Origin of the sequence: Halorubrum sp. FL23, from assembly GCF_052439115.2 — an archaeon.
In the GTDB taxonomy this organism is placed as follows: domain Archaea; phylum Halobacteriota; class Halobacteria; order Halobacteriales; family Haloferacaceae; genus Halorubrum; species Halorubrum persicum.
The window spans coordinates 12,892-39,828 of the sequence record NZ_JBQVRO020000002.1 but is presented as its reverse complement, the minus strand read 5'-3'; the positions used below and the strand labels follow the sequence as shown (position 1 = coordinate 39,828).

General features: G+C 71.1%; 26 protein-coding genes and 1 pseudogene. 10 read left to right on the top strand and 17 right to left on the bottom strand.

What is annotated here, in order from left to right; translation table 11 throughout:
* Positions 1-41: 41 nt before the first annotated feature.
* Together ACT4MF_RS02260 and ACT4MF_RS02255 are read left to right on the top strand one after the other, a co-directional pair.
* Positions 42-368, top strand: a complete 327-nt coding sequence (locus ACT4MF_RS02260) for a cupin domain-containing protein (protein WP_099255429.1) — start codon at positions 42-44, stop codon at positions 366-368.
* A complete protein-coding gene (locus ACT4MF_RS02255) occupies positions 368-793 on the top strand; it encodes a rhodanese-like domain-containing protein (protein ID WP_099255428.1) in 426 nt (141 codons plus the stop codon). The genes ACT4MF_RS02260 and ACT4MF_RS02255 overlap by 1 nt, the downstream gene beginning before the upstream one ends.
* A 10-nt stretch (positions 794-803) precedes the next feature.
* Here ACT4MF_RS02255 and ACT4MF_RS02250 read toward each other — a convergent pair whose 3' ends face one another.
* The 4 genes from ACT4MF_RS02250 to ACT4MF_RS02235 all read right to left on the bottom strand — a co-directional run bounded on the left by ACT4MF_RS02250 (position 804) and on the right by ACT4MF_RS02235 (position 5,657).
* Positions 804-2,939 carry a hypothetical protein gene (locus tag ACT4MF_RS02250; RefSeq protein ID WP_444681604.1) on the bottom strand — a complete coding sequence of 712 codons (2,136 nt, stop codon included), beginning with the start codon at positions 2,937-2,939 and terminating at the stop codon, positions 804-806.
* Between the two features lie 141 nt (positions 2,940-3,080).
* Positions 3,081-3,992, bottom strand: coding sequence for a Vms1/Ankzf1 family peptidyl-tRNA hydrolase (locus tag ACT4MF_RS02245; RefSeq protein WP_444681603.1), 912 nt, complete (start codon positions 3,990-3,992; stop codon positions 3,081-3,083).
* 237 nt (positions 3,993-4,229) lie between these two features.
* A complete protein-coding gene (locus ACT4MF_RS02240; protein WP_099255425.1) occupies positions 4,230-4,574 on the bottom strand; it encodes a DUF5802 family protein in 345 nt (114 codons plus the stop codon).
* Positions 4,575-4,733: 159 nt separating this feature from the next.
* Positions 4,734-5,657 (bottom strand): decarboxylating 6-phosphogluconate dehydrogenase, encoded by a 924-nt coding sequence (locus tag ACT4MF_RS02235; protein ID WP_099255434.1) that lies wholly within the window; start codon positions 5,655-5,657, stop codon positions 4,734-4,736.
* Positions 5,658-5,811: 154 nt separating this feature from the next.
* Between ACT4MF_RS02235 and ACT4MF_RS02230 the strand changes: the two genes are divergently transcribed.
* Together ACT4MF_RS02230 and ACT4MF_RS02225 are read left to right on the top strand one after the other, a co-directional pair.
* Entirely contained in the window at positions 5,812-6,288 is a 477-nt protein-coding gene (locus ACT4MF_RS02230; RefSeq protein ID WP_099255424.1) for a cupin domain-containing protein, read from the top strand.
* Positions 6,289-6,379: 91 nt separating this feature from the next.
* Positions 6,380-7,093, top strand: a complete 714-nt coding sequence (locus ACT4MF_RS02225) for a helix-turn-helix domain-containing protein (RefSeq protein ID WP_444681602.1) — start codon at positions 6,380-6,382, stop codon at positions 7,091-7,093.
* A gap of 45 nt (positions 7,094-7,138) precedes the next feature.
* Here ACT4MF_RS02225 and gcvPB read toward each other — a convergent pair whose 3' ends face one another.
* The 4 genes from gcvPB to fen all read right to left on the bottom strand — a co-directional run bounded on the left by gcvPB (position 7,139) and on the right by fen (position 11,608).
* The gene (gene gcvPB, locus ACT4MF_RS02220) at positions 7,139-8,569 is read right to left on the bottom strand and encodes an aminomethyl-transferring glycine dehydrogenase subunit GcvPB (RefSeq protein ID WP_444681601.1); all 1,431 of its coding nucleotides are present in this window, start codon (positions 8,567-8,569) and stop codon (positions 7,139-7,141) included.
* The gene (gcvPA, locus tag ACT4MF_RS02215; protein ID WP_444681600.1) at positions 8,570-9,898 is read right to left on the bottom strand and encodes an aminomethyl-transferring glycine dehydrogenase subunit GcvPA; all 1,329 of its coding nucleotides are present in this window, start codon (positions 9,896-9,898) and stop codon (positions 8,570-8,572) included.
* A gap of 150 nt (positions 9,899-10,048) precedes the next feature.
* The gene (gene gcvH / locus ACT4MF_RS02210; protein ID WP_099255420.1) at positions 10,049-10,432 is read right to left on the bottom strand and encodes a glycine cleavage system protein GcvH; all 384 of its coding nucleotides are present in this window, start codon (positions 10,430-10,432) and stop codon (positions 10,049-10,051) included.
* Positions 10,433-10,630: 198 nt separating this feature from the next.
* Complete coding sequence (fen, locus tag ACT4MF_RS02205) at positions 10,631-11,608, bottom strand: flap endonuclease-1 (protein WP_444681599.1); 978 nt, start codon at positions 11,606-11,608, stop codon at positions 10,631-10,633.
* 108 nt (positions 11,609-11,716) lie between these two features.
* Here fen and fer point away from each other — a divergent pair, with 108 nt between their 5' ends.
* Positions 11,717-12,373 (top strand): ferredoxin Fer, encoded by a 657-nt coding sequence (fer, locus tag ACT4MF_RS02200; RefSeq protein WP_099255418.1) that lies wholly within the window; start codon positions 11,717-11,719, stop codon positions 12,371-12,373.
* Between the two features lie 73 nt (positions 12,374-12,446).
* Here the strand turns inward: fer and ACT4MF_RS02195 are convergent, their stop codons facing one another.
* Together ACT4MF_RS02195 and ACT4MF_RS02190 are read right to left on the bottom strand one after the other, a co-directional pair.
* Positions 12,447-14,576, bottom strand: coding sequence for a DHH family phosphoesterase (locus ACT4MF_RS02195; protein WP_444681598.1), 2,130 nt, complete (start codon positions 14,574-14,576; stop codon positions 12,447-12,449).
* Positions 14,577-14,698: 122 nt separating this feature from the next.
* Positions 14,699-15,313, bottom strand: a complete 615-nt coding sequence (locus ACT4MF_RS02190) for a YIP1 family protein (RefSeq protein ID WP_444681597.1) — start codon at positions 15,311-15,313, stop codon at positions 14,699-14,701.
* Between the two features lie 138 nt (positions 15,314-15,451).
* Here ACT4MF_RS02190 and ACT4MF_RS02185 point away from each other — a divergent pair, with 138 nt between their 5' ends.
* On the top strand, positions 15,452-15,907 hold the full coding sequence (locus ACT4MF_RS02185) for a type IV pilin domain-containing protein (protein ID WP_444681596.1): 456 nt from the start codon (positions 15,452-15,454) through the stop codon (positions 15,905-15,907).
* 51 nt (positions 15,908-15,958) lie between these two features.
* Here the strand turns inward: ACT4MF_RS02185 and ACT4MF_RS02180 are convergent, their stop codons facing one another.
* Complete coding sequence (locus ACT4MF_RS02180; RefSeq protein WP_444681595.1) at positions 15,959-17,092, bottom strand: Gfo/Idh/MocA family protein; 1,134 nt, start codon at positions 17,090-17,092, stop codon at positions 15,959-15,961.
* Positions 17,093-17,126: 34 nt separating this feature from the next.
* Positions 17,127-17,855 (bottom strand): annotated as a pseudogene (locus ACT4MF_RS02175) (sugar phosphate isomerase/epimerase family protein).
* Between the two features lie 174 nt (positions 17,856-18,029).
* On the opposite strand from ACT4MF_RS02175, the gene ACT4MF_RS02170 reads away from it, so the two are divergent.
* The gene (locus ACT4MF_RS02170) at positions 18,030-18,959 is read left to right on the top strand and encodes a PspA/IM30 family protein (RefSeq protein WP_099255413.1); all 930 of its coding nucleotides are present in this window, start codon (positions 18,030-18,032) and stop codon (positions 18,957-18,959) included.
* A 67-nt stretch (positions 18,960-19,026) separates the two neighbouring features.
* Here the strand turns inward: ACT4MF_RS02170 and ACT4MF_RS02165 are convergent, their stop codons facing one another.
* From ACT4MF_RS02165 to ACT4MF_RS02150, 4 genes are all read right to left on the bottom strand, one after another.
* Positions 19,027-20,073, bottom strand: coding sequence for a dipeptide epimerase (locus tag ACT4MF_RS02165; RefSeq protein ID WP_444681594.1), 1,047 nt, complete (start codon positions 20,071-20,073; stop codon positions 19,027-19,029).
* Positions 20,070-21,128: an N-acetyltransferase DgcN family protein gene (locus ACT4MF_RS02160; RefSeq protein ID WP_444681593.1), complete on the bottom strand. Its 1,059-nt coding sequence runs from the start codon at positions 21,126-21,128 to the stop codon at positions 20,070-20,072. The genes ACT4MF_RS02165 and ACT4MF_RS02160 overlap by 4 nt, the downstream gene beginning before the upstream one ends.
* Before the next feature lie 117 nt (positions 21,129-21,245).
* Positions 21,246-22,169, bottom strand: coding sequence for a bifunctional methylenetetrahydrofolate dehydrogenase/methenyltetrahydrofolate cyclohydrolase (locus ACT4MF_RS02155; protein WP_444681592.1), 924 nt, complete (start codon positions 22,167-22,169; stop codon positions 21,246-21,248).
* Positions 22,170-22,271: 102 nt separating this feature from the next.
* Complete coding sequence (locus tag ACT4MF_RS02150) at positions 22,272-23,036, bottom strand: aldo/keto reductase (protein ID WP_444681591.1); 765 nt, start codon at positions 23,034-23,036, stop codon at positions 22,272-22,274.
* A 272-nt stretch (positions 23,037-23,308) separates the two neighbouring features.
* On the opposite strand from ACT4MF_RS02150, the gene ACT4MF_RS02145 reads away from it, so the two are divergent.
* Positions 23,309-23,905, top strand: a complete 597-nt coding sequence (locus ACT4MF_RS02145; RefSeq protein ID WP_444681590.1) for a hypothetical protein — start codon at positions 23,309-23,311, stop codon at positions 23,903-23,905.
* Between the two features lie 91 nt (positions 23,906-23,996).
* Complete coding sequence (locus tag ACT4MF_RS02140; protein WP_444681589.1) at positions 23,997-24,794, top strand: hypothetical protein; 798 nt, start codon at positions 23,997-23,999, stop codon at positions 24,792-24,794.
* 19 nt (positions 24,795-24,813) lie between these two features.
* Here the strand turns inward: ACT4MF_RS02140 and ACT4MF_RS02135 are convergent, their stop codons facing one another.
* Positions 24,814-25,497: an HAD family hydrolase gene (locus ACT4MF_RS02135; RefSeq protein ID WP_099255406.1), complete on the bottom strand. Its 684-nt coding sequence runs from the start codon at positions 25,495-25,497 to the stop codon at positions 24,814-24,816.
* Between the two features lie 265 nt (positions 25,498-25,762).
* Here ACT4MF_RS02135 and ACT4MF_RS02130 point away from each other — a divergent pair, with 265 nt between their 5' ends.
* A complete protein-coding gene (locus ACT4MF_RS02130) occupies positions 25,763-26,902 on the top strand; it encodes a CBS domain-containing protein (RefSeq protein ID WP_444681588.1) in 1,140 nt (379 codons plus the stop codon).
* Positions 26,903-26,937 lie beyond the last annotated feature (35 nt).

Genomic DNA, 26,937 nt, shown 5'->3' with positions numbered 1-26,937 from the left:
CCGCCAAACGCCTTTTGTATCGACGCCCGCGACGGGAGGGTATGACACTCGATCGATACGCCGACGCGGTCGACGGGCTCGCCCCCGACGACGGAGCGGTAGAGACGGCCGAGCTGGCGGTCACCGACGACGTGCTCGTCAAGGCGTTCGTCCTCGGGCCGGGCGCGACCGTCGACCCGCACGAGCACGGCGACGCCACGAACGTCTTCCACGTGCTCGAAGGCGAGCCGACGCTCGTTCGCGGGGACGACGAGGAGTCGCTCGCCGCGCCCGCGGTCGTCCTGAACGAGCGGGGAACCGTCCACGGCGCCCGGAACGACACCGACGAGCGCGCCGTCATCACCGCCAGCCTCTGCCCGCTCCCCTGATGGACGGCGAGATCGATCCCGACGAGCTGGCGGCCCTGCTCGACGGCGCCGACCGCGACTCGGGCGGCGTGGAGTCGGCGGAGCGCGCCCTCAGAATCGTCGACATCCGCGACCGGCGCGCGTTCGACCGCGGACACGTCCCGGAAAGCGAGTGTATCCCCTTCCCGGAGCTGACGACCCGCGTCCCGGAGTTGGAGGGCGCGGCCCGGATCGTCACCGTCTGCCCGCACGGGGTCGCCAGCCGTCAGGCGGCCCAGCTGATCGGGAGCTACGCGGGAACTGACGCGCGCGTCGAGAGCCTCCGCGGGGGGATCGAGGCGTGGGAGCGCGACGCCGGCGAGCTGGTCCCGACGGCGGCCGCCGACGATGGAACGGGAGGCGACGCGGGACCGGACGCCGACGAAGGGCCGGACGCTCCGTTTTAACTCCCGGCGGCTATCTCTTCCGTCGACGGCGCCGCGTGAGCGCCGCGCTCGCGACGATCACCGAGACGAGGGCGACCGCCGGGCCGAACCCGGGAGCGCCGTCCGTCGAGATCGGGCCGTCCCCCTCGACGGTCACCGTCGTCGACGCCTCGTCGACCGGGCCGACCGCGCTTACCGTCACGTCCCCGGATCCGAGCGATCGATCGTCCCCGCCGAGTTCGATCTCGCGGTCGATCGTCGCCTCCTCGCCGGCGTCCAGCCGCACCGGAACGGTCGCGGCCGGCTCTCCGCCGACCCGGAACTCGAGCGCCCCGTCGGCGGGCAGGCTCGCGTCGTTGCCGACGGTCGCGGTCGCGACGACCGACTCGCCGGCGGGCGCGCGGTCGCGGTCGGTCGAGACGCTCCGCACGCGCGGCCGCGCCGGCTCGGAGACGGCGACGGTCAGTCGCTCGCTGCCGATCCGCACCTCGTACTCGCCCGGGTCGTCGAAGCGGTGTTCGAAGCGCTCGACCGTCTCGGCGCCGGCGTCGAGCGTCCCCGACCGGTTCGCGACTCGCTCGCCGTCGACCGAGAGCGACAGGTCGTATTCCCCGGTCGCGCCGCCCGTGTTGGACGCGACGACCGTCGCTTCCAGCGACTCTCCGACGACGAGCTCGACGGGGGCGCGTTCGACGGTCCGGTTCCGGTACGCCCCGGTCGCCCGGACCCCGTCGGCAGCGAGTTCGTACCCGACCTGCGCGGGCGTCTCGCCGAACGCCGCCGCGTGCGCGTCCCGGCCCCACATCTCGGCGGTCGCCCGCGTCGTCGTCAGGCGCTCGGCGTCGTCGCGGACCGCGGCCGCGGTCGCGTCGTCGGCGCCCTCGGCGGCCGCCGCCTCGACCGCGTCGAGGATGTCCTCGTTGGTGATCGGCTCGTCGGCCTCGTTGAGTTCGCGGAGGACCGTCGCCAGGGACGCGGCGCCGTCCGTCTCGGTCCGGAGTCGGCGGTCGATCTCGCCGGCGACGAGCGCCCCCTTGGTGTAGTCGGCGTTCCGATCCCACGTGCTCGGGTCGGACAGGACCGCCGAGGCGGCGGGCTCGCGCTCGCCGCGCGCCAGCGTGACCTCGAACTCGCCGAAGTCGGCCGCGCCGCGCTCGAGCGCGAACAGCGCGGCGTAATGCGTCGCGCTCGCCTCCGTGATCCATCGGCCGCTCGCTTCGGTGCGGTACGCCTGTCGGGTGTGGACGTACTCGTGGGTCCAGACGTCGGCGGCCGTGCCGGCGGGCTCCTCGTCGCGGACCCACAGGTCCGCGTCGCCGACCTGGAGCCCGCGGACGGCCCACGACACCTCTCCCGCCGGTGCGGCGAACGCGACCACTTCCTCGTCGCGGGCGCCGACCTGCAGCGCGGTCGAGGCGTCCGCGAAGACGTCGAACACCGCCGCGGGCGACGCGACCGGGTCCGCGGCGTCGGGGACGATCAGCCGGTATCGCTGGCCGGCGGCCTCGCGCACGTGCTCCTCGTGCGGCCCGAGGAACGCCATCGACCGCGAGGCGACGCCCTCGCCGGGGACGGTCGTCTCGCGGTCGAGTCGGACCTGTCCCTCGTACTGCCCGGTGTACGACCACGCGGCGGCGACGCGGGGCGTCCGGACGAGCGCCCACTCGCCGGCGCCGACGAAGCGATAGGTCCCGTCGATCGCGAGGGCACCCTCCGGCTCGGCGGTGACGTTCGCCTCGGTGCCGTACGTGAGCGAGGGCTCCGCGGTCTCGCCGTCCCACTCCCAGACTGACCCCTCGGAGCCGGCGTCGTCGACCGGAACGAACCCGTCGGCCTCGATCTCGGCGTCGGGGGCGACGCTGAGCAGGGTCACTTCCAGCTCCGTGACCCGGTCGGGGATCCGCGCCCGCGTCGTGACGCCGATCGTCCCGCGCTCGTCGGTCCGGGCCAGCTCGTTTCGCAGTCGGATCACGTCGGCGTCGTCCCCGGAGGTCTGGAGGGTCGGCCCCGCGCCGGCGCTTCCCGAGAACGATTCGACGGCGGAGCCCCTCTCGTCGGCGGAGACCGGAGCGCCCCCCGCCGCGGCCAGCGAGACCGTCAGAAGGGCGACGACCGTGAGCACGGCGACCGCGGCCCGCGCGCCGGAGAGCGGCTCGGATCGGCTCATGGATGCCATACCGCTCGCGCCGGGTTTAGGGTTGTCCGTGGAGGCGTCGACGCGACCGGGACGCCGTCGGAGCGGGGGGCTCGTCGGACGGTTCGCGCACTGTCACCGCCTCCGAGCCCGCGTCGCGTTCGCGAACCGGCTTCAGATCGCGCGGAGCCGCGTCGTCCAGAAGTCGCGGAACGCGTCGCCGAGGGCCTCCCGCGGCTTTCCGGTCGCGTCGGAGACGTCTGTGGTGTCCGCGAGATGGCGGACCTCGCCGAGCACGCTGCGCTCGCCGACGACGATCGTCCGGTCGAGCGGGTCGTCCGACGCGTCCACTTCCGACAGCGCCGCGGTCGCCTTCTTCAGGTGGTCGTCGATCTGGCCCTCGCGCCGGCGTTCGAACCGCCCCTGCGAGAAGCCGCCCTTCGAGTGCGCCTCCTTCACGTCGGAGGTGAACCCCTCGAACTCGACTCGCTCGTCGCCCTCGTAGACGCCGAGCGCGAAGGTGTCGGAGCGAACGAGCGCGAAGGCGAACCGCCCGGCGGGGCGGAACCACGACTCGTCGAGCCGGAACCGGTCGCTCCACCGGTCGAACGGCTCCGGCGCGATCGGGGGCGACAGCGCCGCGCTCACCGCACCGGTGTCGTCGGCGACGACCACCGCGGGCGCGGCGCGCCTGACGAGCCGGGTTCGGTCGCCGAACCACTCCGCGACGCTCGACGGCACCGCGTCTCCGTCCGGGACGAAGGCCGTGAGGAGCCCTTCGGGATCGCCGCTCTCCACCGCTCGGAACCGACCGAGCGCGTCGGCTACCCTCGAGCCGCGGAGATCGCTGACGCGGCGGAACTCGATCGACTCCTCAGTGCCCTCGGTGCGCTCGAGGCGCTCCTCCAGCGACTCGATCCGGTGTTCGAGTTCGTTGACGCGCTCCTCGGCGCGCTGGCGGTCGGCGACCGCGTCGGATCGGCGCTCCTCCTCGGCCTCCGCGCGGCGTTCGAGGTGACGCTTCTCCTCCGCTAACTCCTCGATCCGCTCCTTCAGCTCGGCGCGCCCGAGCAGCCTGTCGATCATACCCGAACGGCGACACTCCGCGGCCTAAAAGGTGCGTCTGCGGCGGCGTGGGGTGCGAGGAGTCGAAGGAGCGGCGAGGGATTCACAGCAGTGAGGCGCGAAGCGACTCCGGCGGCCGGTGGCACCGCCGCCGGCGACGGGGCTGCTGGCCGCGTTCGTCGCCCCTCTATCGCCGATCTGCACCTGTAAACGACCGATCGTGGCGTCGCCGTCGCCGAAAGCGGTCGTACCGTCGCCCTACGCGTTCACGTGCGGCTCCCACCCCTCCCAGCGCAGCAGGGCCTCGGCGCGGTCCGCGTCCGCCAGCAACACGTTCCGTCGGTCCGGGAGGGTCTCGTCCGCGATTTCTCGGGGGATCGCGAGCGTGCCGCTCGGCACGTCGTCGTCGCCGGCGACGGGGATGTGACCGCCGCCGACCTTCATCACGAGCGGTGCGTCGAGTCGTTCGACGCCCTCGCCGTCGGCGTACAGCTGCTCGTTGACGTGTTCGTGGTCGACCCGCTGGATGACGGCGCGCTCGCCGTCGTGGGGTTCCACGTACAGTTCCCCAAGGTAGTAGCCGCTTGAGAATCGCTCGAACATTCTGTGCATGTCACTCTCTACCACGGAAATACATAAGTGTTTCTCGGCCGGGAACACCCGTGATACTCAGGAGACGTGAACGTCGGCGTCAGCGCGGCATCGACCGGTCGGTCGCGACGGGGTACCTCCGCGGGCCGGCGTCGCCCGCTCCGTCCGGCGTCACTCCGCGTCGGAGCGTCGCGCGACCTCGTGGCGCCCGAACCCGTACCGCAGTCGGTTCGCGAGCCGCCGGGAGAAGCGCCCCTCGTTCCGCGAGTCGAACCGCTCCGCGAGCGCCTGGTAGATGAGCGGAACGGGGACCTCCTGTTCCAGCGCCTCCTGAACCGTCCACGTCCCCGTCGATCCGCCCGAAACGTGGTCGGCCACGTCGCCGAGGTCGGACCCCTCCTCGCGGAACGCCTCCTCGCAGAGTTCGAGGAGCCACGACCGGATCACGGCGCCGTTGTTCCACGTGCGCGCGACCGACTCCATATCGAGGTCGTACCGCCCCTCGGTGAGCAGTTCGAACCCCTCGCCGTACGCCTGCATCAGCGCGTACTCCACGCCGTTGTGGACCATCTTCACGTAGTGGCCGGAGCCCGACTCGCCCATGCGGTCGTGACCGTCCGGACCGGTGGCGACCGCGTCGAACACCGGGACGAGCGCCTCGTAGGCCCACTCCGGGCCGCCGATCATCAGCGAGAACCCCTCCTCGGCGCTGGCGGGGCCGCCGGACGTGCCGCAGTCGAGGTACGCGGCGTCCGTCTCCTCGGCGCGTCGGACCGACTCCTCAAAGCGCGAGTTGCCGCCGTCGACGACCACGTCGTCCGCGTCCAGATGCGGCTCCAACTCCGCGAGCGTGGCGTCCACCGCGTCGCCCGCGGGGACCATGAGCCAGATGCGTTTGCCGTCGCTCCCGTCGTCCCCTCCGTCGAGCCGGTCACACAGGTCCGCGACCGAGTCCGCGGCCGTCGCGCCCGCCTCCGCCGCGGTCGCGGTCGCCTCCGCCGAGAGATCGAACGCGACCACGTCGTGGCCCGCGTCGAGCGATCGATTCACCACGATCTGCCCCATCCGCCCGAGTCCGATGACGCCGAGTTCCATGCGCGAGGGGTGGCGACCGCTCGCCGTAGTGGTTCCGGTTCGGTGGCCGACCGCCGATCGCGGCTCGCCGCCGACGCACCCCACCAACTCCGCGACGACGCGACGACTCGCGCGGCCCCCGAACCGTTTTGCCCGCGGGCGGTGTGCCGCAGCCATGGGACGCGTTCGCGAAGGCGACCTCGACTGGACCGAGACGGACCGCGGCGAGACCCGATTCCGGCGGAAACAGCTGGCCGAGGCGGCCGGCGGCGAAGAGATCGGCTGTAGCCTCTACGAGCTGCCCGCCGGCGCGAAGTCGTGGCCGTACCACTACCACGCGGCCAACGAGGAGGCCATCTACGTCCTCGCCGGCGAGGCCACACTCCGTCACGGCGGGGAGACGGAAGCGATCGCGGCCGGCGACTACGTCGCGTTCGCGACGGGCGACTCCGGCGCGCACCGCGTCGTCAACGAGGGGGACGAGCCCGTGCGCTACCTCGCGATGTCGACGATGACCGAGCCGGACGTGACGGTGTATCCCGATTCGGAGACGTTCGGCGTCTACGTCGGCTCGCCGCCCGGCGGCCGCGACGAGCGCTCGCTGTCCGGCTACTACGACATCGACGACACCGTCGACTACTGGGAGATGTAGACGCTCGCCCCGTCGAGACCGCGGGGTTCACTTATAAAACTGAAACGAATGAAGGGGTACGGAGAGGGAACGGCGGGTTCTATTCGTAGCTATGACCCGACTGACGCTCCGGCTCGACTTCCCGAGCGGCTCGTGGCTCGGTGACGTATCACGACGCCATCCTGATGCGACGCTCCGCGCGACCGAGACGGTCGCGGCCGCGGAGGGCGAGGTGACCGCGCTCGTCGTCGCCGGCACCGACCGCGCGGCGACGGTGGAGTCGCTGCGCGAGCACGACCGCGTGCGCCGGCTCGACGTTGTCGACCGGACCGGGCCGGCGACGCGGCTCCGAGTCGTCGCGCCCGCGCCCCCGCCGCACGCCGCGGCCGTCCGGGAGGTCGGGCTCCCGATCGAGGAGCCGGTCGCGGTGAGGGACGGGTCCGCGACCGTCGAGGTCGTCGGCGAGCGTCCCCGCCTCACGGCGTTCAGCCGGCGGCTCACGGGAGAGGGAGTAACCGTGGAGATCGAGGCGAGCGACGCCGGCGAAGAGCCCGTCCTCACCGACGCGCAGCGGGACCTCGTCCTCGCCGCCGTCGCGGCCGGGTACTACGACACCCCGCGCGAGTGCACGCTCACGGAGCTCGCCGAGGCGCGCGGGCTCGCGAAGTCGACGTGTAGCGAAACGCTCCACCGCGCAGAGGGGCGCATTCTCCGCCGGTTCGTCGAAAGCGCTTGGCCGATCGATCGCGAGCCGTCCCGAGAGGTGGAGAACGCCACCAACCCTGTCGACACCGAGCCGACCGGCCCGGCGGCACAGGAGTCCTAGCTGACGCGGGGCACACGACTGCAACGGCGGGCCGCCGAGACCGCGTTACTCGTCGTCCAGCGCCTGCCACGAGAGCCGCGGGTCCCGCGCGGCGGCGACCTGATCGATCCGACTCGCGGCCGTGCGGTTCGGCGCCGCGTCGAGCGCCTCGTCCGAGTCGGCGTACGCGAGGTTAAACGCCGCCGCGAGGTCGTCGAGCGACGACTGTCCCTCGATCTCGGTCGGCTCCGTCAACATCGCCTCGGGCACCATCTCCGGCCACTTCGTCGTCGGCGGATGGACGCCGAAATCGAGCATCCGCTTGGCGACGTCGGCGGCGTCGCGGTCGCCGGCCGTCGCCGCGAACTCGTGGTGGAAGGGGCCGTACGGCACCTCGAGGTCGATCTGCTCGGCGAGGTAGTTCGCGTTGAGCACCGCCTTCGCGGCCGCGTCCGCGAGCCCCTCGTCGCCGAGCCGGGCGATGTAGGCGTACGTCTTGACGAGCACGAGCCAGTTCCCCCCGAAGCCGTGGACCTTCCCGATCGTCTCGTCGGGGTCGAAGGGTTCGTACCCGCTGCCGCTCTCCCGCTTGCGGACCCGCGGAGCGGGGAGGAACTCGGCGAGTTCGTCGACGACGCCGACCGGGCCGGCGCCCGGTCCCCCGCCGCCGTGCGGGGTCGCGAACGTCTTGTGAACGTTGTAGTGCATCACGTCGAACCCCATGTCGCCGGGGCGCCCCCGGCCGAGCAGGGCGTTGAGGTTCGCCCCGTCGTAGTAGAGCAGCCCGCCCGCGTCGTGGACGATGTCGGCGATCTCGGTGATGTCCCGCTCGAAGAGCCCCACCGTGTTCGGGTTGGTCAGCATGAGGGCGGCGGTGTCGTCGCCGACGGACGCCTCCAACGCCTCGACGTCGACGCGCCCGTCGTCGCCGGAGGGGAGCTCGACCACGTCGTAGCCCGCCATCGCGGCGGTCGCGAAGTTCGTCCCGTGCGCGGAGGCGGGGATCACCACCTCCGACCGGTCGTTGCCGTGATGCTCGTGGTACGCCTTCGCGACCGCGATGCCGGTGAACTCGCCGGCGGCGCCCGCGGGCGGCTGGAGCGTGACCGCGTCCATCCCGCCGATCTCGCCGAGGAACTCCTGGAGCCGGTACTGGAGTTCGAGGTTCCCCTGTGCGGACCGCGCCGAGCGGTCCGGATGGATCGCCGCGTTCGGGTCGGCGGCCACGTCCTCGGTGAACTTCGGGTTGTACTTCATCGTGCAGCTCCCGAGCGGGTACGGCCCCGAGTCGATCGCCCAGTTCATCTGCGAGAGCCGGGTGTAGTGGCGGGCGATCTCCGGCTCCGACGGCGACGGGAGCGTGAGCTCCTTGCGCGTCAGGTCGTCCGGCAACGGCGACGCCTCGCGCACGTCGACGGTCGTCTCGCCTTTCTCCGAGAGCAGCGGCTCGTGAACGCTCTCGTCCTCACGAACGTAGTCGGCCTGGTCGTGGATCACTCAGATCACCTCCTCGAAGGCGGCGACGAGCCCGTCGGTCCGCTCCGCGTTCAGGTCGGTGACGCACACCTGCAGCAGGTGTTCGCCGATCGGGTGGACCGCGAACCCCTCCGCCTCCAGGTCCTCGGCGATGGCCGCCGCGGGCTGGTCGACGCGCACGACGAACTCCCGGACGTGGTGGCGGTCGTGGACCGGCGCGGCCGCGCCCTGCACGTCGCCGAGCCGGTCGGCGAGCGATTCCGCCCCTCTCACGCAGTCGTTGGCGAGGTCGACGAGCCCGTCGGGGCCGAGCGTCGCCGCGTGGATCGCGGCGCGAAGCGCGACCCACGCCTGGTTGGTGCAGATGTTCGAGGTCGCCCGCTCCTTCCTGATGTGCTGTTCGCGCGTCTGGAGCGTGAGCGTGAACGCGCGGTCGCCCGCGGCGTCCTCGCCGGCGCCGACGAGCCGCCCGGGGACCTGCCGGAGGAACTCGTCGCGACAGGCGAAGAGGCCGAGCCCCATCCCGTAGGCGGTGGGGAGGCCGAGCGCGCCCGCCTCGCCGACGACCACGTCGGCGCCGACGCTCGCGGGCTCCTGCAGCACCGACAGCGAGACCGGATCCGAGCCGAGCGTGAACAGCGCGTCGGCGTCGGCCGCGACGTCGCCGATCTCCGCGAGGCGCTCCTCGACGCAGCCGCGGACGGTCGGGCTCTCGGCGTACACCATCACCGCGTCGTCGCCGGCGCGGTCGGCGAGCGCCTCGATGTCGGCGTTACCGTCCGCCATCGGGTACGATTCGACGGTCAGCTCGGCGCCCGCACAGTAGTTCGACAACACCGCCCGCTTCCCCTCGCGGAGGTGGTCGGGGACGAGGACCACGTCGCCCGACGTGGAGCGAACTCGGTCCGCCAGCGTCGCCGCCTCGCCGAGCGCGGTCGCGGCGTCGTACATCGAACAGTTCGCGACCGGGAGCCCCGTCAGCTCCACGAGCATCGACTGGTACTCGAACAGCGCCTGGAGGAACCCCTGTGACACCTCCGGCTGGTACTGGGTGTAGCTCGTGAGAAACTCCGCGCGGTCCGCGAGGTGGTCGACGACGCTCGGCACGTAGTGCCCGTAGTGGCCCCGTCCGAGGAACTCGACGAGGTCGTCGTTGCGCGCGAACATCCGCGAACACTCCGCGCGGATGTCCCGCTCCGAGCGGGGCTCGATCCCGAACTCGCCGTCGAACGCGACGGCGTCGGGGATGTCGAACAGTGCCTCCTCGCCGTCGACGCCGATCGCCGAGAGCATCGCCGCCGTCTCGCTGTCGGTGTGGGGCGCGTACGGCGTCCCGCCGGTCCCGCTCATCGGAGCGCTCCCGCGAGGTCGTCGTCGCTCTGTCGGCCGGTTCCGGGTCGTCCGTCGAAGGCTGCGGTGGGGTCGAAAGCTGGTGTTGTCATGGTCGTGTGTCCGCTGGTGGGTCCCGCTCCGGGGGTCGGTTCGGGTTGCGTGGGCTCGCTACGCGATCTGGTCGTCGTACTCGTCGGGGGCGAGCAACTCCTCCGCGTCGCCGCCGTCGGCGGCGGTGACCTCGAGCATCCACCCGTCCTCGTACGGGTCCTCGTTGACGAGCTCCGGGCGGTCGAACAGCTCCTCGTTGACGGCGACGACCTCGCCGGAGACCGGCGCGTACAGGTCGGAGACGGCCTTGATAGACTCGACGACGCCGAACGCCTCGCCGGCGACGATCTCGTCGCCGACCTCGGGTAGCTCGACGAACACCACGTCGCCGAGCTCGTCCTGCGCGAAGTCGGAGACGCCGATCCGGACGGTGTCGCCGCCGGTCGTCGCCCATTCGTGCGATTCCAGGTACCGCCTGTCGTCGGGTACTTCGAAACTCATTGGTCAGGTGTCGTCGCGGTCCGCTTCCGGACTCGGCGCACTCGCACTGCCGGAGCAATATCCGACCTGTCGGTCGGTCACGGGCGGGATCCGAGGTCGAAATGCGATCCGCGACACGTGTGCGTCACCCTTCTGACGACGAGGAAATAAAAGGTATGTTCGCGGCGGCTCACGCCCGTCGTCGAGGCCGGCCCGAGCTCACGTCCAGCGGTCGAGGCCGGTCTGCACCTGTGACTCCGCGATGCGCTCGAACCCTCGGGTCACCTCGTCGGCGGCGACGCCCCACTCGTCGACGACGTACTCGCGGGCGGCGTCGACGTCGGGGTTCACCGCGGTGTCGACCTCCGCGTCCGTCGCCGGCGGGTTCATGAACAGCTCGCGGACCGCCTCGGCGTTCGGAATCTGGGCGCCGCGCGCGTCGAGAACGCCCCAGAGGTCGCCGTGCTCGCGGACCTCCTTCACCGCGGTCTTCGGCCCGATCCCCCGGACCCCCTCGTTGAAGTCGGTGCCACAGAGCATCGCGGCGTCGACGAGCGCCTGCCGGTCGAAGCCGAGGTCGTCGAGCGTCGCGGCGAGGTCCATCAGCTCCGGGTCGCCCTTGCTCGTGAGCTGGCGGAGGGTCGTGGGCGCGCCGAACAGCAGGGTGTCGTAGTCCTCGCTGCCGGCGTGGTCGACGGTCCCCGTCGCCGCCATGTGCGCGCACTGCGCTTCGCCCTCCGCCGGCGCCTCGACGATCGGCACGTCGAGCAGGGAGAGCAGCTCCCGGGTCGTCTCCTGAATCGCGTCGGTGAGCCGCTGCGTGCGCGCCTCCAGCCGCGCGGCCTCGACCGCGTCGCCGCGCTCCGCGGCGGCCGCCCGGCGCTCTTCGGCCTGTTCGCGCTTCTCGCGGCGCTCGGCGATCTCGTCGGCCTTGAGGTCGGTGACGGCGCCGTCGAACACCATCACCGGGATCAGGTCGTGCTCGAAGAACTTCGGGAGCCCCTGGACGACGCCGATGAGGTTCGCGACCTCGACGCCGTCGGCCGTGGTGTACTTCTCGTCGCTCGTCCACTTCACCGTCGTCGTGAGGTACCGGTACAGCCAGTTGTGCGCGTCGACGGCGACGACGCTCCCCTCAATCTCCGTGAAGGCGACGTCGCGGATCGCCGCGAGGTCGCGTAAATCCGCGTTTCCCATCACCGATCCGTCGTCGTCGTGGGTCTTAAAACATCGATTCGGGACCCGCGTCGGCCTGCCGGCTTGTGGGGCGTTTATGTGCCTGAGCCGCCTACCGATCGGTACCGAATGGTCTCGCCGTTCGATGTGCTGGATATCGACGAAGACGCCGACGAGGCGGCCATCGAGCGGGCCTACCGCGACCGCGTGAAAGAGGCGCACCCGGACCAGGGCGGGACCGTCGAGGAGTTCCAGCTCGTCAGGCGCGCCTATCGCGAGCTCGACGAGCGGGACCGAAACGGTGAGGCCGACGAGGGGACCGACCCCGCAGACATCGACCTCACCGACGAGGAGGGCGAGGCCGACGCGGTGCAGCCGGTCCGGGTCGAGTTCCTCGACTACGAGGCGCTCGACGACTACGGCTGGTCGTTGGAGGACGACGACCTGTTTCGGAAGGCGTCCCACGCCGACCTCGACGAGTCGGCGCACGGCCGGCTGTTGGTCCAGCCCGACGAGAGCCTGCTGGAGGCGGCCGAGAACCGCGGGTTCACGTGGCCGTTCTCCTGTCGCGGCGGGGCGTGCGCGAACTGCGCCGTCTACCTCGTGGAGGGAGAGCTCTCGCAGCCGACCGACCACATCATGCCCGATGATCTGGCGGAGCGCGGCTTCCGACTCTCCTGTAACGGCTACCCCGTGAGCGACGAGCTGAAGGTCGTGTTCAACGTCAAACAGCTCCCGGAGCTCGACGACCTCATTCTCCCGCCGGGACCGTTCACGCGGCGGTGACTTCCTCCCCGCGTTAAGCGGCGGGGCCTTCGCCTCGGACTTCCCTACTCGCCGCAAAACCGCGTCAGCCGACTCAGAACTCTTCGGCGACGGCCGCGACGACCGCGTCCTCGACCGCGTCGCGCTCGCCGGAGAGGAACTCGATCTTGCCCTCGCGGAGGCCGGCGGTGGCGACGTCGGCGTTCGGCGCCAGTTCGGCCGCGCGCTCGGCCACGTCGCGGACGGACACGTCGGCGGTCGTCCGGATGTACAGCTCGTCGGTGCCGACGCCGACCGTCGCGTACGCCTCGCCGTTCGCGCTCCGCCGGTGGAGGTCGTCGAGGAGGAGCGGCGTCGGCGGGAAGTCGTAGCGGTGGGTGTAGCCGTCGGTGTCGAGGACGGCGAACTCGACGCCGTCGACCGCCTCGGTGACGACGTTCTCGGTCGCGGTCTGGAGCTCCGTCTCCAGCTTCTCGCGGAACTGCTCGGAGACGTGGGCCGCGAGGTTGCCGCTGTCCTCGAAGAGGAGGTCGGCGACGAGCTCGCGCTTGTCCTGGTACGACTGGTAGTAGGCCTCCAGAGCGACCGCTTCGCGGAGCTCGGCGACGCGCTCAGCGTCGTAGCCCGCGTCGCGTGCGAGCTCGACGTAGCGGTCGGGGGTCTCCGCCCAGTAGCTCACCGCCGGCAGGTGTCGGAGGTCCCCGCGGACCTCGTCGTTGACCGCGGAGGCCAGCGAGGCGACGAGCGCGCCCGTCGACAGGTCGGCGTCGACGCCGTCGATCTCGGGCGAGACGAGGGTGTCGACGGCCTCGCGCGTCTCGGGGTCGGCGACCTCGGCGTCGACGACGACCGCGTCGACCCCGTACACGGACAGCAGGTCGATCCCGTCGGCGGACTCGACCGTGGAGCCGGTGCCGACCAGCAGGAACAGCGGGAGCTGCTCGTCGTGGCGGTCGCGGTCCTGCAGCATGCGGGTCGCGTCGTTGGTGGCCGCGTCCATCCCGTACACCGGGTCGTCGAGCGGCCGGCGGGTGAAGTAGTGGTACTCGGCGTCGCTCTTCGCGTGTTCGTCGCGGATCAGCGGGAGGACGGCGCGCTCGACCGCGGCGCCGGCGACGTAGCCGTCGGCGGTGGCCGGGTGGCGCACGACGATCGGGCGCGATTCGAGCACGGCGCGGCGGATCGCCTCCGCGGCGTCGAGCAGCCCGTCGGCGAGCGCCGCGACGGCCTCGTCGCCCGCGAGCGGCTGGAGCCCCTCCGGACGGGCCTCGGCGGTGAGCGCCTCGGCGAGTCGGCGACGGACGGACTCGGCCTCCTCGCCGTCGAGGAGGACGAGCGCCTCGGACTCGACCTGCACGTCGCCTCGATGACTCTCGACCTCGCCGTCGATCCGCACCGTGTCGCCGACCTCGATTTCGGGGTAGGCGCGGACGCCCGGTTCGACGAAGGCGGCCACGTCGACGACGCCCGTCTCGTCGCGGACCTCGAAGACGGTCGGCCCGCCGGTCTGCCGGACGCTGACGACCTCGCCGTCGATCCGCACCGCACTGCCGACGGCGTCGGTGAGGGTGCCGATCCCGACGCGCTCGCGGTCGTCGTCGAGGTCGTCATCGGCGGCCTCGTCGGCGTCTTCCTCGGCGTCGGCGGCGTCTTCCTCGGCGGCGTCTCCATCGGTGTCTGCGTCGTCAGCGTCGTCAGCGTCGTCAACACCGCCATCGTCGACCTCGGCGGTCTCGTCAGCGCTCTCCGATTCGGCGGGCTCGGCGGCGTCTTCGTCCGCTTCGGCCGTCTCCGCTGGCTCGTCCGGCTCGGCGTCGGCCTCCGGCTCCGCGCCGTCCTCCTCGGGAAGGTACTCGTCGTCGCCGTCCTGCACGAGCACGCCGCGGAACTCGCGGTCGGCCTGCCGGATCGACCACGCGAGGTCGATGTTCCCGTTGTCGCGAACGCCCTTGACCTGGACGAACACTTCGTCGCCCGGCTCCCAGTCGAGGCTGTCGAGCCGCTGGTCGAGCTCCGACCGGTGGAGGAGTCCGGTCACGCCCGGCGCGAGATCGACGAACACGCCGAACTCGGCGTAGCCGTCGACGACGCCGCGGTAGAATCGGCTCGGAACGATCTCGTCGGGGGAGTCGCCTCGGAAGTCGAACGCGACGTCCTCCTGGTGCGGATCGCAGATGCGACCGCCACCGTCGACGTCGACGCCACAAATGATACAGGATCCCATTTGAGTACACCGAGAGTCTCGGGCTTAAAACGGTTGTCGAAAGCCTCGCGGGAGCGAACGGCCGGATACGGGCGTCCGGACGGGCGCCTCCGGTGACCGCCCGCGACCCCACCTCGAGCGTGTCACCCGATCAGGGATCGGGCCGCGGCGACGACCCGGTAACCGACGCCGTATCCGATGAGGGCCGGCGGGACGCCCGCGACGAGCGTCCGAAGCGGGCTCGTCCCGTGGACGGTGCGGAAGCCGATCAACAGCAGGAGCGCCGCGTAGACGCCGCAGGCGACTCGAAGCAGCGGGATCGGCGCGCCGGCCAGCGCCATCGGCGAACTCGCGTACGCCACCACTTGGACCGTCTCGCTGACGCCGCCCCGGTCGCGGAGCGCGAGGCCGCCGTCGTACTCGACGCTGGCGAGGATCACCGACAGCGTGGCGACCGCCGCGGTCAGGTGGAGCCCCACCGGCGCGGCCAACACGACCACGAGCAGGAACAGTATCGCCGCGGAGACCGGCACCGAGACGACGATCCCGGGAACGACACTCGGGTCCGAGACGATCCAGCCGAGCGCGTAGACGCCGGCGACGGCGACCGCGAACGTCAGCGCCGGGGCCTGATCGCCGGGGGACACGCCGTTCGCGAAGAGGCGACGGGGCCGGATCAGCGCCTCGACCCACGCCCGAGCGAGCGCGCGCGGTCCGCGAGCCCGACCGCCCTCCGGGTTCTCGATCCACGATGTCACGGCCGTCCTTCGGACGGGTGGAATAACGGGGTTCCGGTTCGGGGCGGCTCCGCCGGAACGGGCCGAGACGACCCGCATTATCTCGCCTGATAGCCGGCGCGTAAAGCCTTATACCGCCCCTCGCGGAGTGACAGGCGAATGAGTACGTTCCGGAGCGACGAGCGGGGGTTCACCCCGATAGCCGGCTCGGGGATGCTCGTCGGCATCGTCGTGGTGCTCCTGGCGCTCGTCGGCGCCGCGGTCTTCGGGATGATCGACGGCGTCGCGCCACCCGACGCGGAGTTCCAGGTCGAGAACGAGGGAACCGACCTCGTGATCGTCGCGGCCGGCCCCGAACCGGTTCCGGCCGAGGAGCTGTACGTCCGCGGCGAGGACCCGAACGAGGAGGTCCAGTTCGGCGCGTGGCCCGGCGACGGCGTCGTGCGACCGGGCGACCGCGTGACCGTGCCAAACGCCACCGGGAACGAAGATTTCGAGGTCGTCTGGGAGCCCGTCGCCTTCGACACCCACGAGACGCTCGGCACCTACAACGGCGAGAGCTCGGCGATCGAGGGCAGCAGCGGACGGGACCCCCTCGGTGCGACCGGCGTCTGATCCGTCCGAACCGACGCTTTCGCTCCGACCGACGGGCACCCGCTCTCGGCGCTACTCGACCGACACCCACTCGCCGCGCTCGTCGGCGCGGACGATCGCGTCGAGGAGCTTCTGTACCGCGTACCCCTGCTCGAACGACGGCTCGAACTCGCGGCCCTCCGCCACGGCCGAGAGGAACTCGTAGTTCTCGTGGACGAAGGTGTGCTCCCACCCGATCACGTGCCCCGGCGGCCACCAGTGGTCGACGTACGGGTCGACCTCGTCGGTGACGAGCACGGTCTGATAGCCGCGGTCGCCCTCGCGGAGCACCTCCAGCTCGTTGAGCCGCTCTAAGGAGAACTTCAGACTCCCCTTCGACCCGTGCACCTCGATCGCGTGGTCGTTCTTGTGGCCGTCCGCGAAGCGGGTCGCCTCGAAGCTCCCGATCGCGCCCGACTCGTAGGCGACCTGCGCGGTGTAGGCGTCGTCGACCGTCACGTCGCGGTACTCCGCGACATCGCCCGCCTCGTCGTACACCGGTCGCTCGTCGACGAAGGTCTGCAGGTGGCCGGAGACGCGATCGATACCGCCGACCGCGTCGCCGACGAGGAAGTCCGCGAGATCGAGCGTGTGCGCGCCGAGGTCGCCGAGCGCGCCGGAGCCCGCCATGTCGGCGTCCATCCGCCACGCCCACGGCGCCTCGGGATCGACGAGCCAGTCCTGGAGGTACCGCCCGCGGACCTGCCGGATCTCGCCGAGCTCCCCGTCGTCGATCAGCCCCTTCGCGTACCGGATCGCGGGGACGAACCGGTAGTTGAACGCGGTCCCCGTGGGCACGTCGGCGTCGGCCGCCGCGTCGCGCATCGCCGCGGCCTCGTCGAGCGTCGGCGCGAGGGGTTTCTCACAGAGCACGGGAACCCCCGCCTCGAGGGCCGCGATCGACGGCTCCGCGTGGACGTGGTTCGGTCCGAGGTTGTAGAACACGTCCACCGCGGCGACGGTCTCCTCCCAGTCAGTCGCGGTGTGTGAGAACCCGAACCGCTCCGCCGCGTCCGCGAGCGCCTCCTCGTCGCGTCCGACGAGGGTGTGCCGCTCGATGTCGGGCGCGTCCGGGAAGAACATCGGCAGCCGCGCGAGCGCGTTCGAGTGCGCCTTGCCCATGAACCGATACCCCAGCACGCCGATCTGCAGTGGCTCCTGTGTCATTGGTGGGTTTCGCGTCATCGAGGTGTCCTCCGTCTCACTCCGCCCAGTAGGCGTCTCCGGGTCGGGTCTCGAAGACGGCGCGGTCGAGCACGTCGACCGCCTTCTCTAACCCCTCCCGCGAGGAGGTGAGCGAGTCCTCGTGTTCGATCGACAGCGCGCCCTCGTAGCCGACCATCCGGAGCGTCGAGACCACGTCCTTCCAGTGGCTCTGGTGTCCTTCGCGTGGACGTGGTGGATCGCGTCGTGATCGCCCAGAACGCGGATCGCCTCGGTCACGTCGATCCCCTGCCAGTAGAGGTGCGAGGGGTCGAAGTTGGCGCCGATCCGCTCGTTGGTCGCCTCCCGGAGCGCGAGCATGCCCGTCGGCTCGTACACGAGCATGTTCGGATGCATCTCGATGGCGACGTCGACGCCGTGATGTGCGGCGTGTTTCGCCAGGTCCCGCCAGTACGGGATCGCGACCTCGTCCCACTGGTAGTCGAGCGCCTCGGCGTGCTCGGTCGGCCACGGCGCCGTGATCCAGTTCGGCGTGGAGTCGCCCGGCGCGCCGCCGGGGAGCCCGGAGCCCGTGTTCGTCGAGCAGTCCGCGCAGCTCCGCGCGCGCCGACTCGTCGGCGAGGAGCGTCTCGCGATCGACGTGATCCTCACCCGGCCACCCGCCGACGCCAAGCTCGACGGCGCTGACGCCGATTTCGTCGAGATACGCGGCCGCGTCGTCGATCGATTCACCGCCCAAGGGAACCGTTAGCACACCGATGTCCATGCGAGATGCTTGTACAACCCCCCGAATAAACCTTCAGGAACTGTCACCCGAGTCGCCGGCGCCGGACGTGCGGACGCTGTGCGACCGCCGGACACCGTCTCTCGCCCCGTCACGGCGAGCGACGGGGGGTGTGAACCACATGAGGTTTTAACGGGTGGAGCGTGTATGACGGGTATGGGAATCCTCTCGCGCGCCTCCTACGTCGTCCGCTCGAAGCTGAACGCCCTCCTCAACCGGGCGGAGGATCCGACGGAGTCGCTCGACTACTCGTACGAACAGATGCGCGACGAGCTCCAGGACGTCAAGCAGGGGATCGCCGACCTGACGACCCAGAAGAAGCGGCTGGAGATCCAGAAGCGAAAGCTGGAGGAGAACGTCGAGAAGCACAACCGACAGGCCCGCGAGGCGGTCCAGCAGGACCGCGACGACCTCGCGCGGAAGGCCTTAGAGAAGAAGAAGTCGAAGATGAGCCAGATCGAGGAGCTGGAGGGACAGATCGCGGAGCTGAACAACACGCAGGAGCAGCTCGTCGAGAAGAAGAACAAGCTCCAGAACCGCATCGAGGAGTTCCGCACGAAGAAGGAGACGATGAAGGCCCGCTACGAGGCCGCGGAGGCGTCCTCGCGCGTCTCGGAGGCCATGACGGGCGTCGGCGACGAGATGGAGGACGTGAGCCGGTCGATCGAGCGCGCCGAGGAGCGCACCGAGGAGATGGAGGCGCGGGCGGAGGCGATGGACGAGCTGGAGGACTCCGGCGCCTTCGAAGACGCGCTCTCGGACAAGGACAGCATCGACCGCGAGCTGGAGAGCCTGTCGACGAACAGCGAAGTCGACGCCGAGCTGGAGACGCTGAAGGGCGAGCTCGGGAAGGGCGAGCCGGCGAGCGACGACGACGCGGCGAGCAGCGACGAGGAGATCGACGACGAGCTGGCGGACATCGAATCGGAGATCGACTCGGACGACCTCGAAGCCGACCTCGACAGTGAGGCGCAGGGCGCCTCCGGCAGCCGGACGCAGTCCGGCGACGGCGACACGGATCTCGACGAGGAGGTCGACGTGGAGCTCGAGGAGTCCGAGGTCGACGCCGACGAACAGCGCACCTGACGGCGCGCGATCCGCGATCGGTCCCCGACCTCCCCCCGTTTCTCCCCCGCGATTCCGTGCTACTCTCCTACTCCGACCGCAGCCGCGCGCCGGTCCCCGCGCGGTCGCGGTCGCCGAGGCGGATCTCTCCCTCAGTAAGGGCGACGCCGTCGTAGGGGTCCTCGGCGAGCAGCAGCGACCCGTCGAGGTCGGCGTAGTCGAGCAGGGGTGCGAGCTGCGCGGCCGCCGCGATCGACGCGTTCGACTCGATCATACAGCCGCACATCACCTCCAGCCCGTGAGCCCGCGCGGCGGCGATCAGCCGTCGCGCCTCCAGCAGGCCGCCGGCCTTCATCAGCTTCAGGTTCGCGATGTCGCAGCGGTCGGCGATCGCGGGAACGTCCGAGAGCGTCACGCAGGACTCGTCGGCGGCGATCGGAAGCGCGGAGCGCTCGTAGACGAACCGGAGCCCCTCGGGGTCCTCAGCGGGCACCGGCTGCTCGACGAACTCCACGTCGCGGTCGGCGAGCCACGCGCTCTTTTCGACCGCCTCGCGGGGCGTCCACGCCTCGTTGGCGTCGACCCGGAGCCGGGCGTCGGGCGCGGCGTCGCGGACGGCGTCGATCAGCTCGCGGTCGCGGTCGGTGCCGAGCTTGATCTTGAGCACCGGGTAGCCCGCCTCGACCGCGGCCGCGGCCTTCTCCCGGACGCGCTCCGTCTCGTCGAGCCCGATCGTGTAGGACGTCACCGGCGCGGTCGACGGGTCGAGCCCCCAGAGGCGGTGGAGGGGGACGCCGAGCCGCTTCGCGGCGAGGTCGTGGACCGCGATCGAAACGGCGGTCCGGGCGGCGGGGTTGTCGCCGACGACGGTCGCCAGTTCCGCCTCGATCTCGTGGAGGGCGTGCGGGTCGCCGACGCGCTCGACGGCGTCGAGCAGGTCCGGGAGGACCGCCGCCACCGTGGCGGCGGTCTCCCCGTAGTGGGCGGAGGGCGCCGCGCCGCCGACGCCGGTCATCCCGCCCTCGTCTTCGATCCGTACGATCACGTTCTCGGCCTCGGTCTGGGTCCCCCGCGCGATCGTGAACGGGTTCTCTAAGGGGAGCGAGACCCGCTCGAAGGTCGCGTCGAGGCTCATTCGCCGCCGAGCCCCGCGCCGACGATTCCGTCGACAATCCGATCGGCGCCGTCGCGGACCGGGTCGGCGGCCGGAGCACCGAGCGCGTCGCCGAGTTCGGCGACCGCGTCGGCGGCGCTCGCGTCGTCCTCGACGTCTTTCGTGTTGAGCGCGCCGGCGACGACGGTCGCCTCGCTGACGGGCGCCGCCAGCCCCTCGTAGAGGTCGACGTAGTCGGAAAGCGGCGGCAGCGAGAACGACTCGTAGCCGTGGACCGCGTCTCGGCCCGCGGCGTGACAGAGCACGAGCGCGTCGGCCATCGACCCGTGGAGGATGCCGCAGGTGACCGCCGAGTAGGCGGGGTGGATGATGCTCCCCTGCCCCTCGACGACGAGGAGGTCGTGGTCGTCGCCGACCTCGACGAGCATGTCCTCGACCGCGCCCGCCGTGAAGTCCGAGACGACGCGGTCGATCGGGTTCCCCCACCCGGCGATCATGATTCCGGTCTGGCCGGTCGGGACGAACGCGGCGTCGATCCCCCGCTCGCGGGCGGCCGCGACGATCTCCAGCGACGCGGTCATCTTCCCCACCGAGCAGTCGGTGCCGACCGTGCACACCACGTCGGCGTCCACGTCGCCGGAGGCGCCCGTCGCGACCGTGAGGTCGTCGTCGGGCTCGCGCACGTCGACGAGGTCGACGCCGTGTTCGTCGGCCAGCGCGGCCAGCGACTCGTCCTCGTTCAGGAAGTAGTGGAGCCCGCTCACCACGTCGCAGCCGGCCTGAATCGCGGCCTCCACGTCCGACCGCCACGACTCGTCGAAGCCGCCGCCGATGGGCGCGATCCCGATGTATAAGGCGTCCACGTCGCCGTCGGCGGCCGCGTACGTGTCGTCGAACGACTCGACGATCGGGGCGTCCGAGACGCCGGAGACGTGGTCGCTGACGCGGTCGCCGGCGCGGTCGCGGTCGAGCACGGCGCGCACGTCCTGGTCGCCGTAGCGCAGCACGCCGAGGGCGGTCTTCGCGCGGTCGGGGAACTTCTCGTGGGCGAGGATGACGATCCGGTCGTCGCTCATGGTGGGTCGCTCGCTCCGGGCGTTCTTAAAAGGGTCGAGCCGCGGGCGGCGGTAACAGGCGGAGCTGACAGAACCGAGTCGCACGCGGCGGCGGTCCGCGCCGGCGACGGACCCGCCTCAGTCGAGCTCGATCGACACGTCGGACTGAAGTCCGGCCGCCTTCACCGTATTATAAAGGAGCATCGCGCGCGTCATCGGACCGACGCCGCCGGGAACGGGCGTGATCGCGCCGGCGACTTCCGCCGCCGACTCGTACTCCACGTCGCCGACGAGCTCGTACCCCTTCTCGGTGTCCGCGTCGACGCGGTTGATCCCCACGTCGATCACGGTCGCACCCGGCTTGAGCATCGAGCCGTCGATGAACTCCGGGACCCCGACCGCGGCGATCACGATGTCGGCGGTCGACAGCTTCGCCGCCAGGTCTTTGGTCCGGGAGTGGCAGACGGTCGTGGTCGCGTTGCCGACCGGCCCCTTCTGGACGAGGAGGTTCGCCATCGGCTTCCCGACGATGTCCGACCGGCCGACGACGACGGCGTCGGCGCCCTCGGTCTCCACGTCGTACGCCGCCAACAGCTTCTGGACGCCGTGTGGCGTGCACGGCTTAAACCGGGCGTCGCCGGCGACGAGCCGCCCGACGTTCTCCGGGTGGAACCCGTCCACGTCCTTCTCCGGGGCGATGCGTCGGAGCACGCGCCGTTTGTCGACGTGGTCGGGGACCGGCAGCTGGACCAAGATGCCGTGCACGTCCTCGCGCTCGTTGAGGTCGTCGATGGTCTCGTACAGCTCTTCGGCCGGGGCGTCGGGGTCGATCTCGACGTGGACGCTCTCGATGCCGACCTCCTCGCAGTCGCGCTGTTTCATCGAGACGTACGTCTCGCTCGCCGGGTCGTCGCTCATCAGTACGGTGGCGAGCCCCGGAGTCACGCCCGCCTCGTCCAAGGTCTCGACGTGCGCGGCCACGTCGTCACGCACGTCGGCGGCGACCGCCTCGCCGTCGATGATCTGCGTCCCGTCGGCGTCCCCGCCGGTGGTCTCGGTCATACCGAACCCGAGGGCGAGGCGATATAAAAACGACGCGGGATCGTGTGCATCTCTCGTTTCTCTCAGGATCAAATAATCAGAAACGTGGATCGATCTCGGCGATCACTCCGGGAACAGCTCCGCCTCCCGTTCGACGGCGTCGATGGCGGCCGTCTCCTCGGGCGTCAGATCGAGGTCGACCGCCGCCAGATTCGCGCGGAGGTGCCGTTCGCTCGACGCCTTCGGAATCGCCACGACCGGCTCCTTCGCGGTCGCCCACGCGATCGCGACCGCCTCGGGCGTCGCGTCGTGGGCCTTCGCGACCTCGACCACGGGGGCGACCTCGCTCACGCGCCCGCCTGCCAGCGGCGAGTAGGCCACGACCGTGTACCCGTGTGCGCGTGCGTGTTCCAGCAGCTCCGGGCGGTAGAACAGCGGGTGGAGCTCCGTCTGGTGGGCCGCGAGCGGCGCGTCGAGAGCGTCGATCGCGCGGTCGATCTCGTCGATCTCGAAGTTGGAGACGCCGACGCGGTCGACCCACCCGTCGTCGACGAGCCGGTCGAGCGCGGGGAGGGTCTCGGCCGGGTCGTACGCCCCTCGCGGGCGATGGACGTACAGGAGGTCGAGCGTCTCGACGCCGAGCAGGTCGGCGCTCTCGCGGGCGGTCGGCGCAACGTCCTCGGCGCCGAGGTCGTCGACCCACAGCTTCGTGGCGACGGTGACCGCGTCACGGTCCGCGTCGCTCGCGGCGAGCCCGTCGCCGACGACCGCCTCGTTGCCGTAGATCCGGGCGGTGTCGAGGTGGCGATAGCCGAGCGAGAGGGCGGTTTCGATCGGGGTGGGGTCGTCGATCCCCATCGTCCCGAGACCGACGGGCGGGAGGTGCATGCGAAGAGGTCGACGGGACGGGCCAAAAGTCTCCCGCGTCGATGTCGAGGCCGAACCGCGCCGTCGACGCGTCGCCGGCAGCGGGCGGCACGGGCGGTCGTTCGCACGGGCCTCGCCGGTTGGCCGAGAGGTTTACCTTGGAGGCCGAAGGATGCACACCCGTCAATGCGATCGTCCCTCCTCCGCCGACGCGTGCTCCCCCGCGCGTCGACCGACCCCTCCTCGCCACGCTCTCCGCCTCGCGACCGCCCCTCACCCGTCCGTCGGAACGGATGAGACGGGTCGGGACGTGGTCGTTCTCGACGGTCACCGGGAGCGTCACCGTCGCTCCGGACGAGATACGCATCCGGAGACGGCTCCGGACCGCCGTCGTTCACGCCGGGCGAGCCCTCTCGCACGGACGCGTCAGTCCCGTCGTCGACGCGGTCGGGTGGTCGGGGATCGGAGCGGCGTTCACGGTCCTCGGCGCGCTCCCGCGGCTCCTCTCCGTCGGGGACGGGAGCGGGACCCTCTGGCTGACGGTGCTCGCGGCGCTCACCGTAACCGGCACTCTCGCCGCGACGGTCGTCCAGGGGCGCCGCACGACGATCCCGCTCCGGGCGGTCGAGCGCGTCGAGTTCGACGGCGACGAGATCGTCGTGGTCCACGAGGGGCCGGACGACGACCGGTTCGGAGGGCGGTTGGGGCTCGGCGACCCGGCCGATGGCGACGAGAAGACGGAGACCCGTATCCGTCCGCTCGACGCCGCGGAGCGCAGCGACGCGGCGCTCGCACTCCGGCTCCGCGGCGTCGACCTCCGCGGCGCCGAGGGTGCAGAGGGTGTCACCCGGACGGCCCTCGACGCCCCGAGGACGGAGCTGCTGGAGTGAGTCCCGCGTCAGCGAGGCGCTCCGCGCGACGACCTCGTACCTTGCGCCGCCCCGGCGAAACGCCTACAACGCGACCGCGAGACGACCGACCATGCCCCGGCCCTCCACCGGGACGCTCCTCGCCGGCCTCGGCGGCGGAGCGGTCCACCTCTCGGTCGTCGAGCTGCTGTTCCGCGCGCTGAACCACGCGCCACCCGAGCGGTGGCCCCTGTCCGACCCGAGCCGCGCCGCCGGCCTCTTCGCGGCCGGGTTCCTCGTCGCGCTCGCCGTCGCTCACACCCGGCTGCTCTCGCCGGCCGCGGGGCTCGCCGCGGCCCTCGGGTGGGCGGCGCTCCGAGACGGGGCGGCCCCGCCGCCCGAGTGGTCCGAAGTCGGCGGGTTCCTCGTGGTCGACCGGAGCGTGTACCTCTCGGCGTACGCCGGCGGCTGGGCCGTCGTCGTCGGCCTGCTCGCCGTCGCCGCCGGCGTCGAGTTCGGGCTGCGCCGCCGACACGGCATCGGTGACGAGTGGCTGGCGAACCTCCCGGCCGCACCGTCGCGGGTCCGCGCCGCAGCGCTCGTCGGCGTCGCGCTCGGGGGGATCTTCGGCGTCGCCGCGACCGCGCGGGTCGCTGCGTTCGGCGTCTCTCCACGGACCGCCCTCCTGGTGATCGCCACGACGACCACGGTGGCGGCGGCGGTGCCGGTCGCCGCGGCGTCGCTCGGACTCGTCGCCCCGGCGGCCTGTTTCGGGCTGCTCGTTCCCCCGATCGCCCGTGCCGTGATCACGGGCAACGAGGGCGGTCCGGTCTTCCTGGTGCTGTTGGGACCGGCAGCGGTGGCGCTCGCGGCGGTCGCCCTCGTCGAGCGCTGGCTTCGGCGGCGACTGGACCGCGCGCCGGCGGAGTGACCGGGATCCCGACGCCTCCTCAGATCGAGTCCCGCTCGCCGACCGGCGCCCGTCCGCAGATGCTCACGAGGTCGTGGAGGTCGTCGATCTCGTAGGTGGGCTGACAGGAGAGTTCGGTCGACCGCCGGTGCGGGCGCCGGACGAAGGCGGAGTCGATGCCCGCGTTGTCGGCGGCGCGCACGTCCGACTCGTTGTCACCGACGAAGATCGCGGTCTCGGCGCCGATGTCCTCGAGGGCGCGCTCGAGGTAGTACGGCGACGGCTTCTTCCGCGACAGGCTGGCGATCGAGGGTTCGCGGCCGTACGCGACCTCGAACCGCCCGGAGAGCCCGAAGTGGTCGAGGACCGCGTCGACGGTCGCCTGCTGGTTCGAGGAGACGACCCCGAGCGAGGCGTCGAGGTGGCGGAGGGCGTCGACGTCGTCGTAGGGGGTCTTCTGCCCGCTCCGGGCCGCGTCGACCTGCGCGGTCGCGGCGGTCTCGTCGCGGACCCGCCAGAACTCGACCGGGTCGAGCCCGTAGCGCTCGCAGATCTCCGTCAGGGTGGCGGGGTCGACGCCGACGGCGATGTCGTCGACGTGGGCGAGGTCCGGGTCCTCGACGCCGAGGCTCACGAAGGCGTCCCACGCGGCCTCTCTGAGGGTGTCGAACGGGGTCCGACCGATCAAGACCCCGTCTTTGTCGAGGACGACGGCGTCGTACACACTCCCTCTCCGTCGGTTACCGGCAAAAATCTTTCACCGGCCCGCGGAGTCACGCGTCTCGTCGGTTCACGGGCCCAGCAGCCTGCATACGACCCCGACGAGCAGGAGCCCGATCACGATCAGCGCCGGACACGGTCGCATGGATGCGTCTTGCCGCCCGGATGGAACGGTATTGGGGCGCACGGCGTCGACAGAGGCCGATCTCACTGTCGGGCACGCCTCCCGCACTTTCAATACCCGGCGCGTCCAACCCTCAGATTGGACCATGAATATTGTTGATATCGCGGTGCCGGAGTACGTCGAAGTCGACGTCAGCGAACGACTCGCTAAGGTCCGGTCTATCTTCGAGCGCGAGAATCCGAAGGGGATCGTCGTCACCGAGGACGGCGAGTACGCGGGCGTCGTGGGCGAGAAACAGCTCATGCGCTCCCGGATGGAGGACGACACCAAGGTGTCGGCCGTGATGAAGTCGGCCCCGTCGGTCGACCGCCACGAGGACCTCCGCGAGACCGCCCGTCTCCTCGTCGAGGGCGACGTGAAGATCGCGCCGGTGTACGAGGGCGAGAAGCTCTACGGGATCGTCACCGTCGACCAGATCCTCGAGGCCGTCCTCGACAGCCTCGACGCGATCACGGTCGGCCAGATCTCGACCGAAGACGTGATCGGGATCAACGAGAAGGACAGCGTCGGGAGCGCGATCAACCGCCTCCGCGAGAACGGGATCTCTCGGCTCCCCGTCCTCGACGAGGACGGCCAGCTCGTCGGCGTCGTCACCACCAACGACATCGTCGAGTTCGTCGTCCGCGATCAGGAGCGACAGGGCAGCGGCGACCGCGCCGGCGACATCGATCGGATGCTCGACATCCCCGTCTACGACATCATGTCGAGCCCCGTCGTCACCGCGACCGCCGACGAGACCGCCGAGTCCGTCGTTCAGCGGATGTTCGACAACAGCGTCTCCGGACTGGTCGTCACGCCGAATGGCGCCGACACCGTCGCCGGCATGGTGACGAAGACCGACGTGTTGCGCGCGCTCACGTTCACCGAGCAGGACTCGATGGACGTGCAGATCACCAACGTCGAGCTGCTGGACACGACCTCCCGCGAGCACATCGTCGAGTCCATCGAGCAGGTCGCGAACAAGTACGCGGACATGCACGTGATCCACGCGCACGTCCGACTCCACGCCCACAAGGAGAAGCTCCGCGGCACCCCCCTGATCCAGTGCCAGATCCGCCTCCGGACCAACGAGGGTCAGGTCGGCGGCTCCGGCGAGGGGTACGGCGCCGAGCACGCCTTCCACGTCGCGCTCGACAAGCTGGAGCGCAACGTCCTGGAGATCAAGGGCGTCAACGCCGACGAGGAGTACCGCGGCCAGCTCCTCCGCAAGCTCGGCCAGCTGTAAGGCGATAGCGCCCGATCAACGGGCTTCGCGTCGCC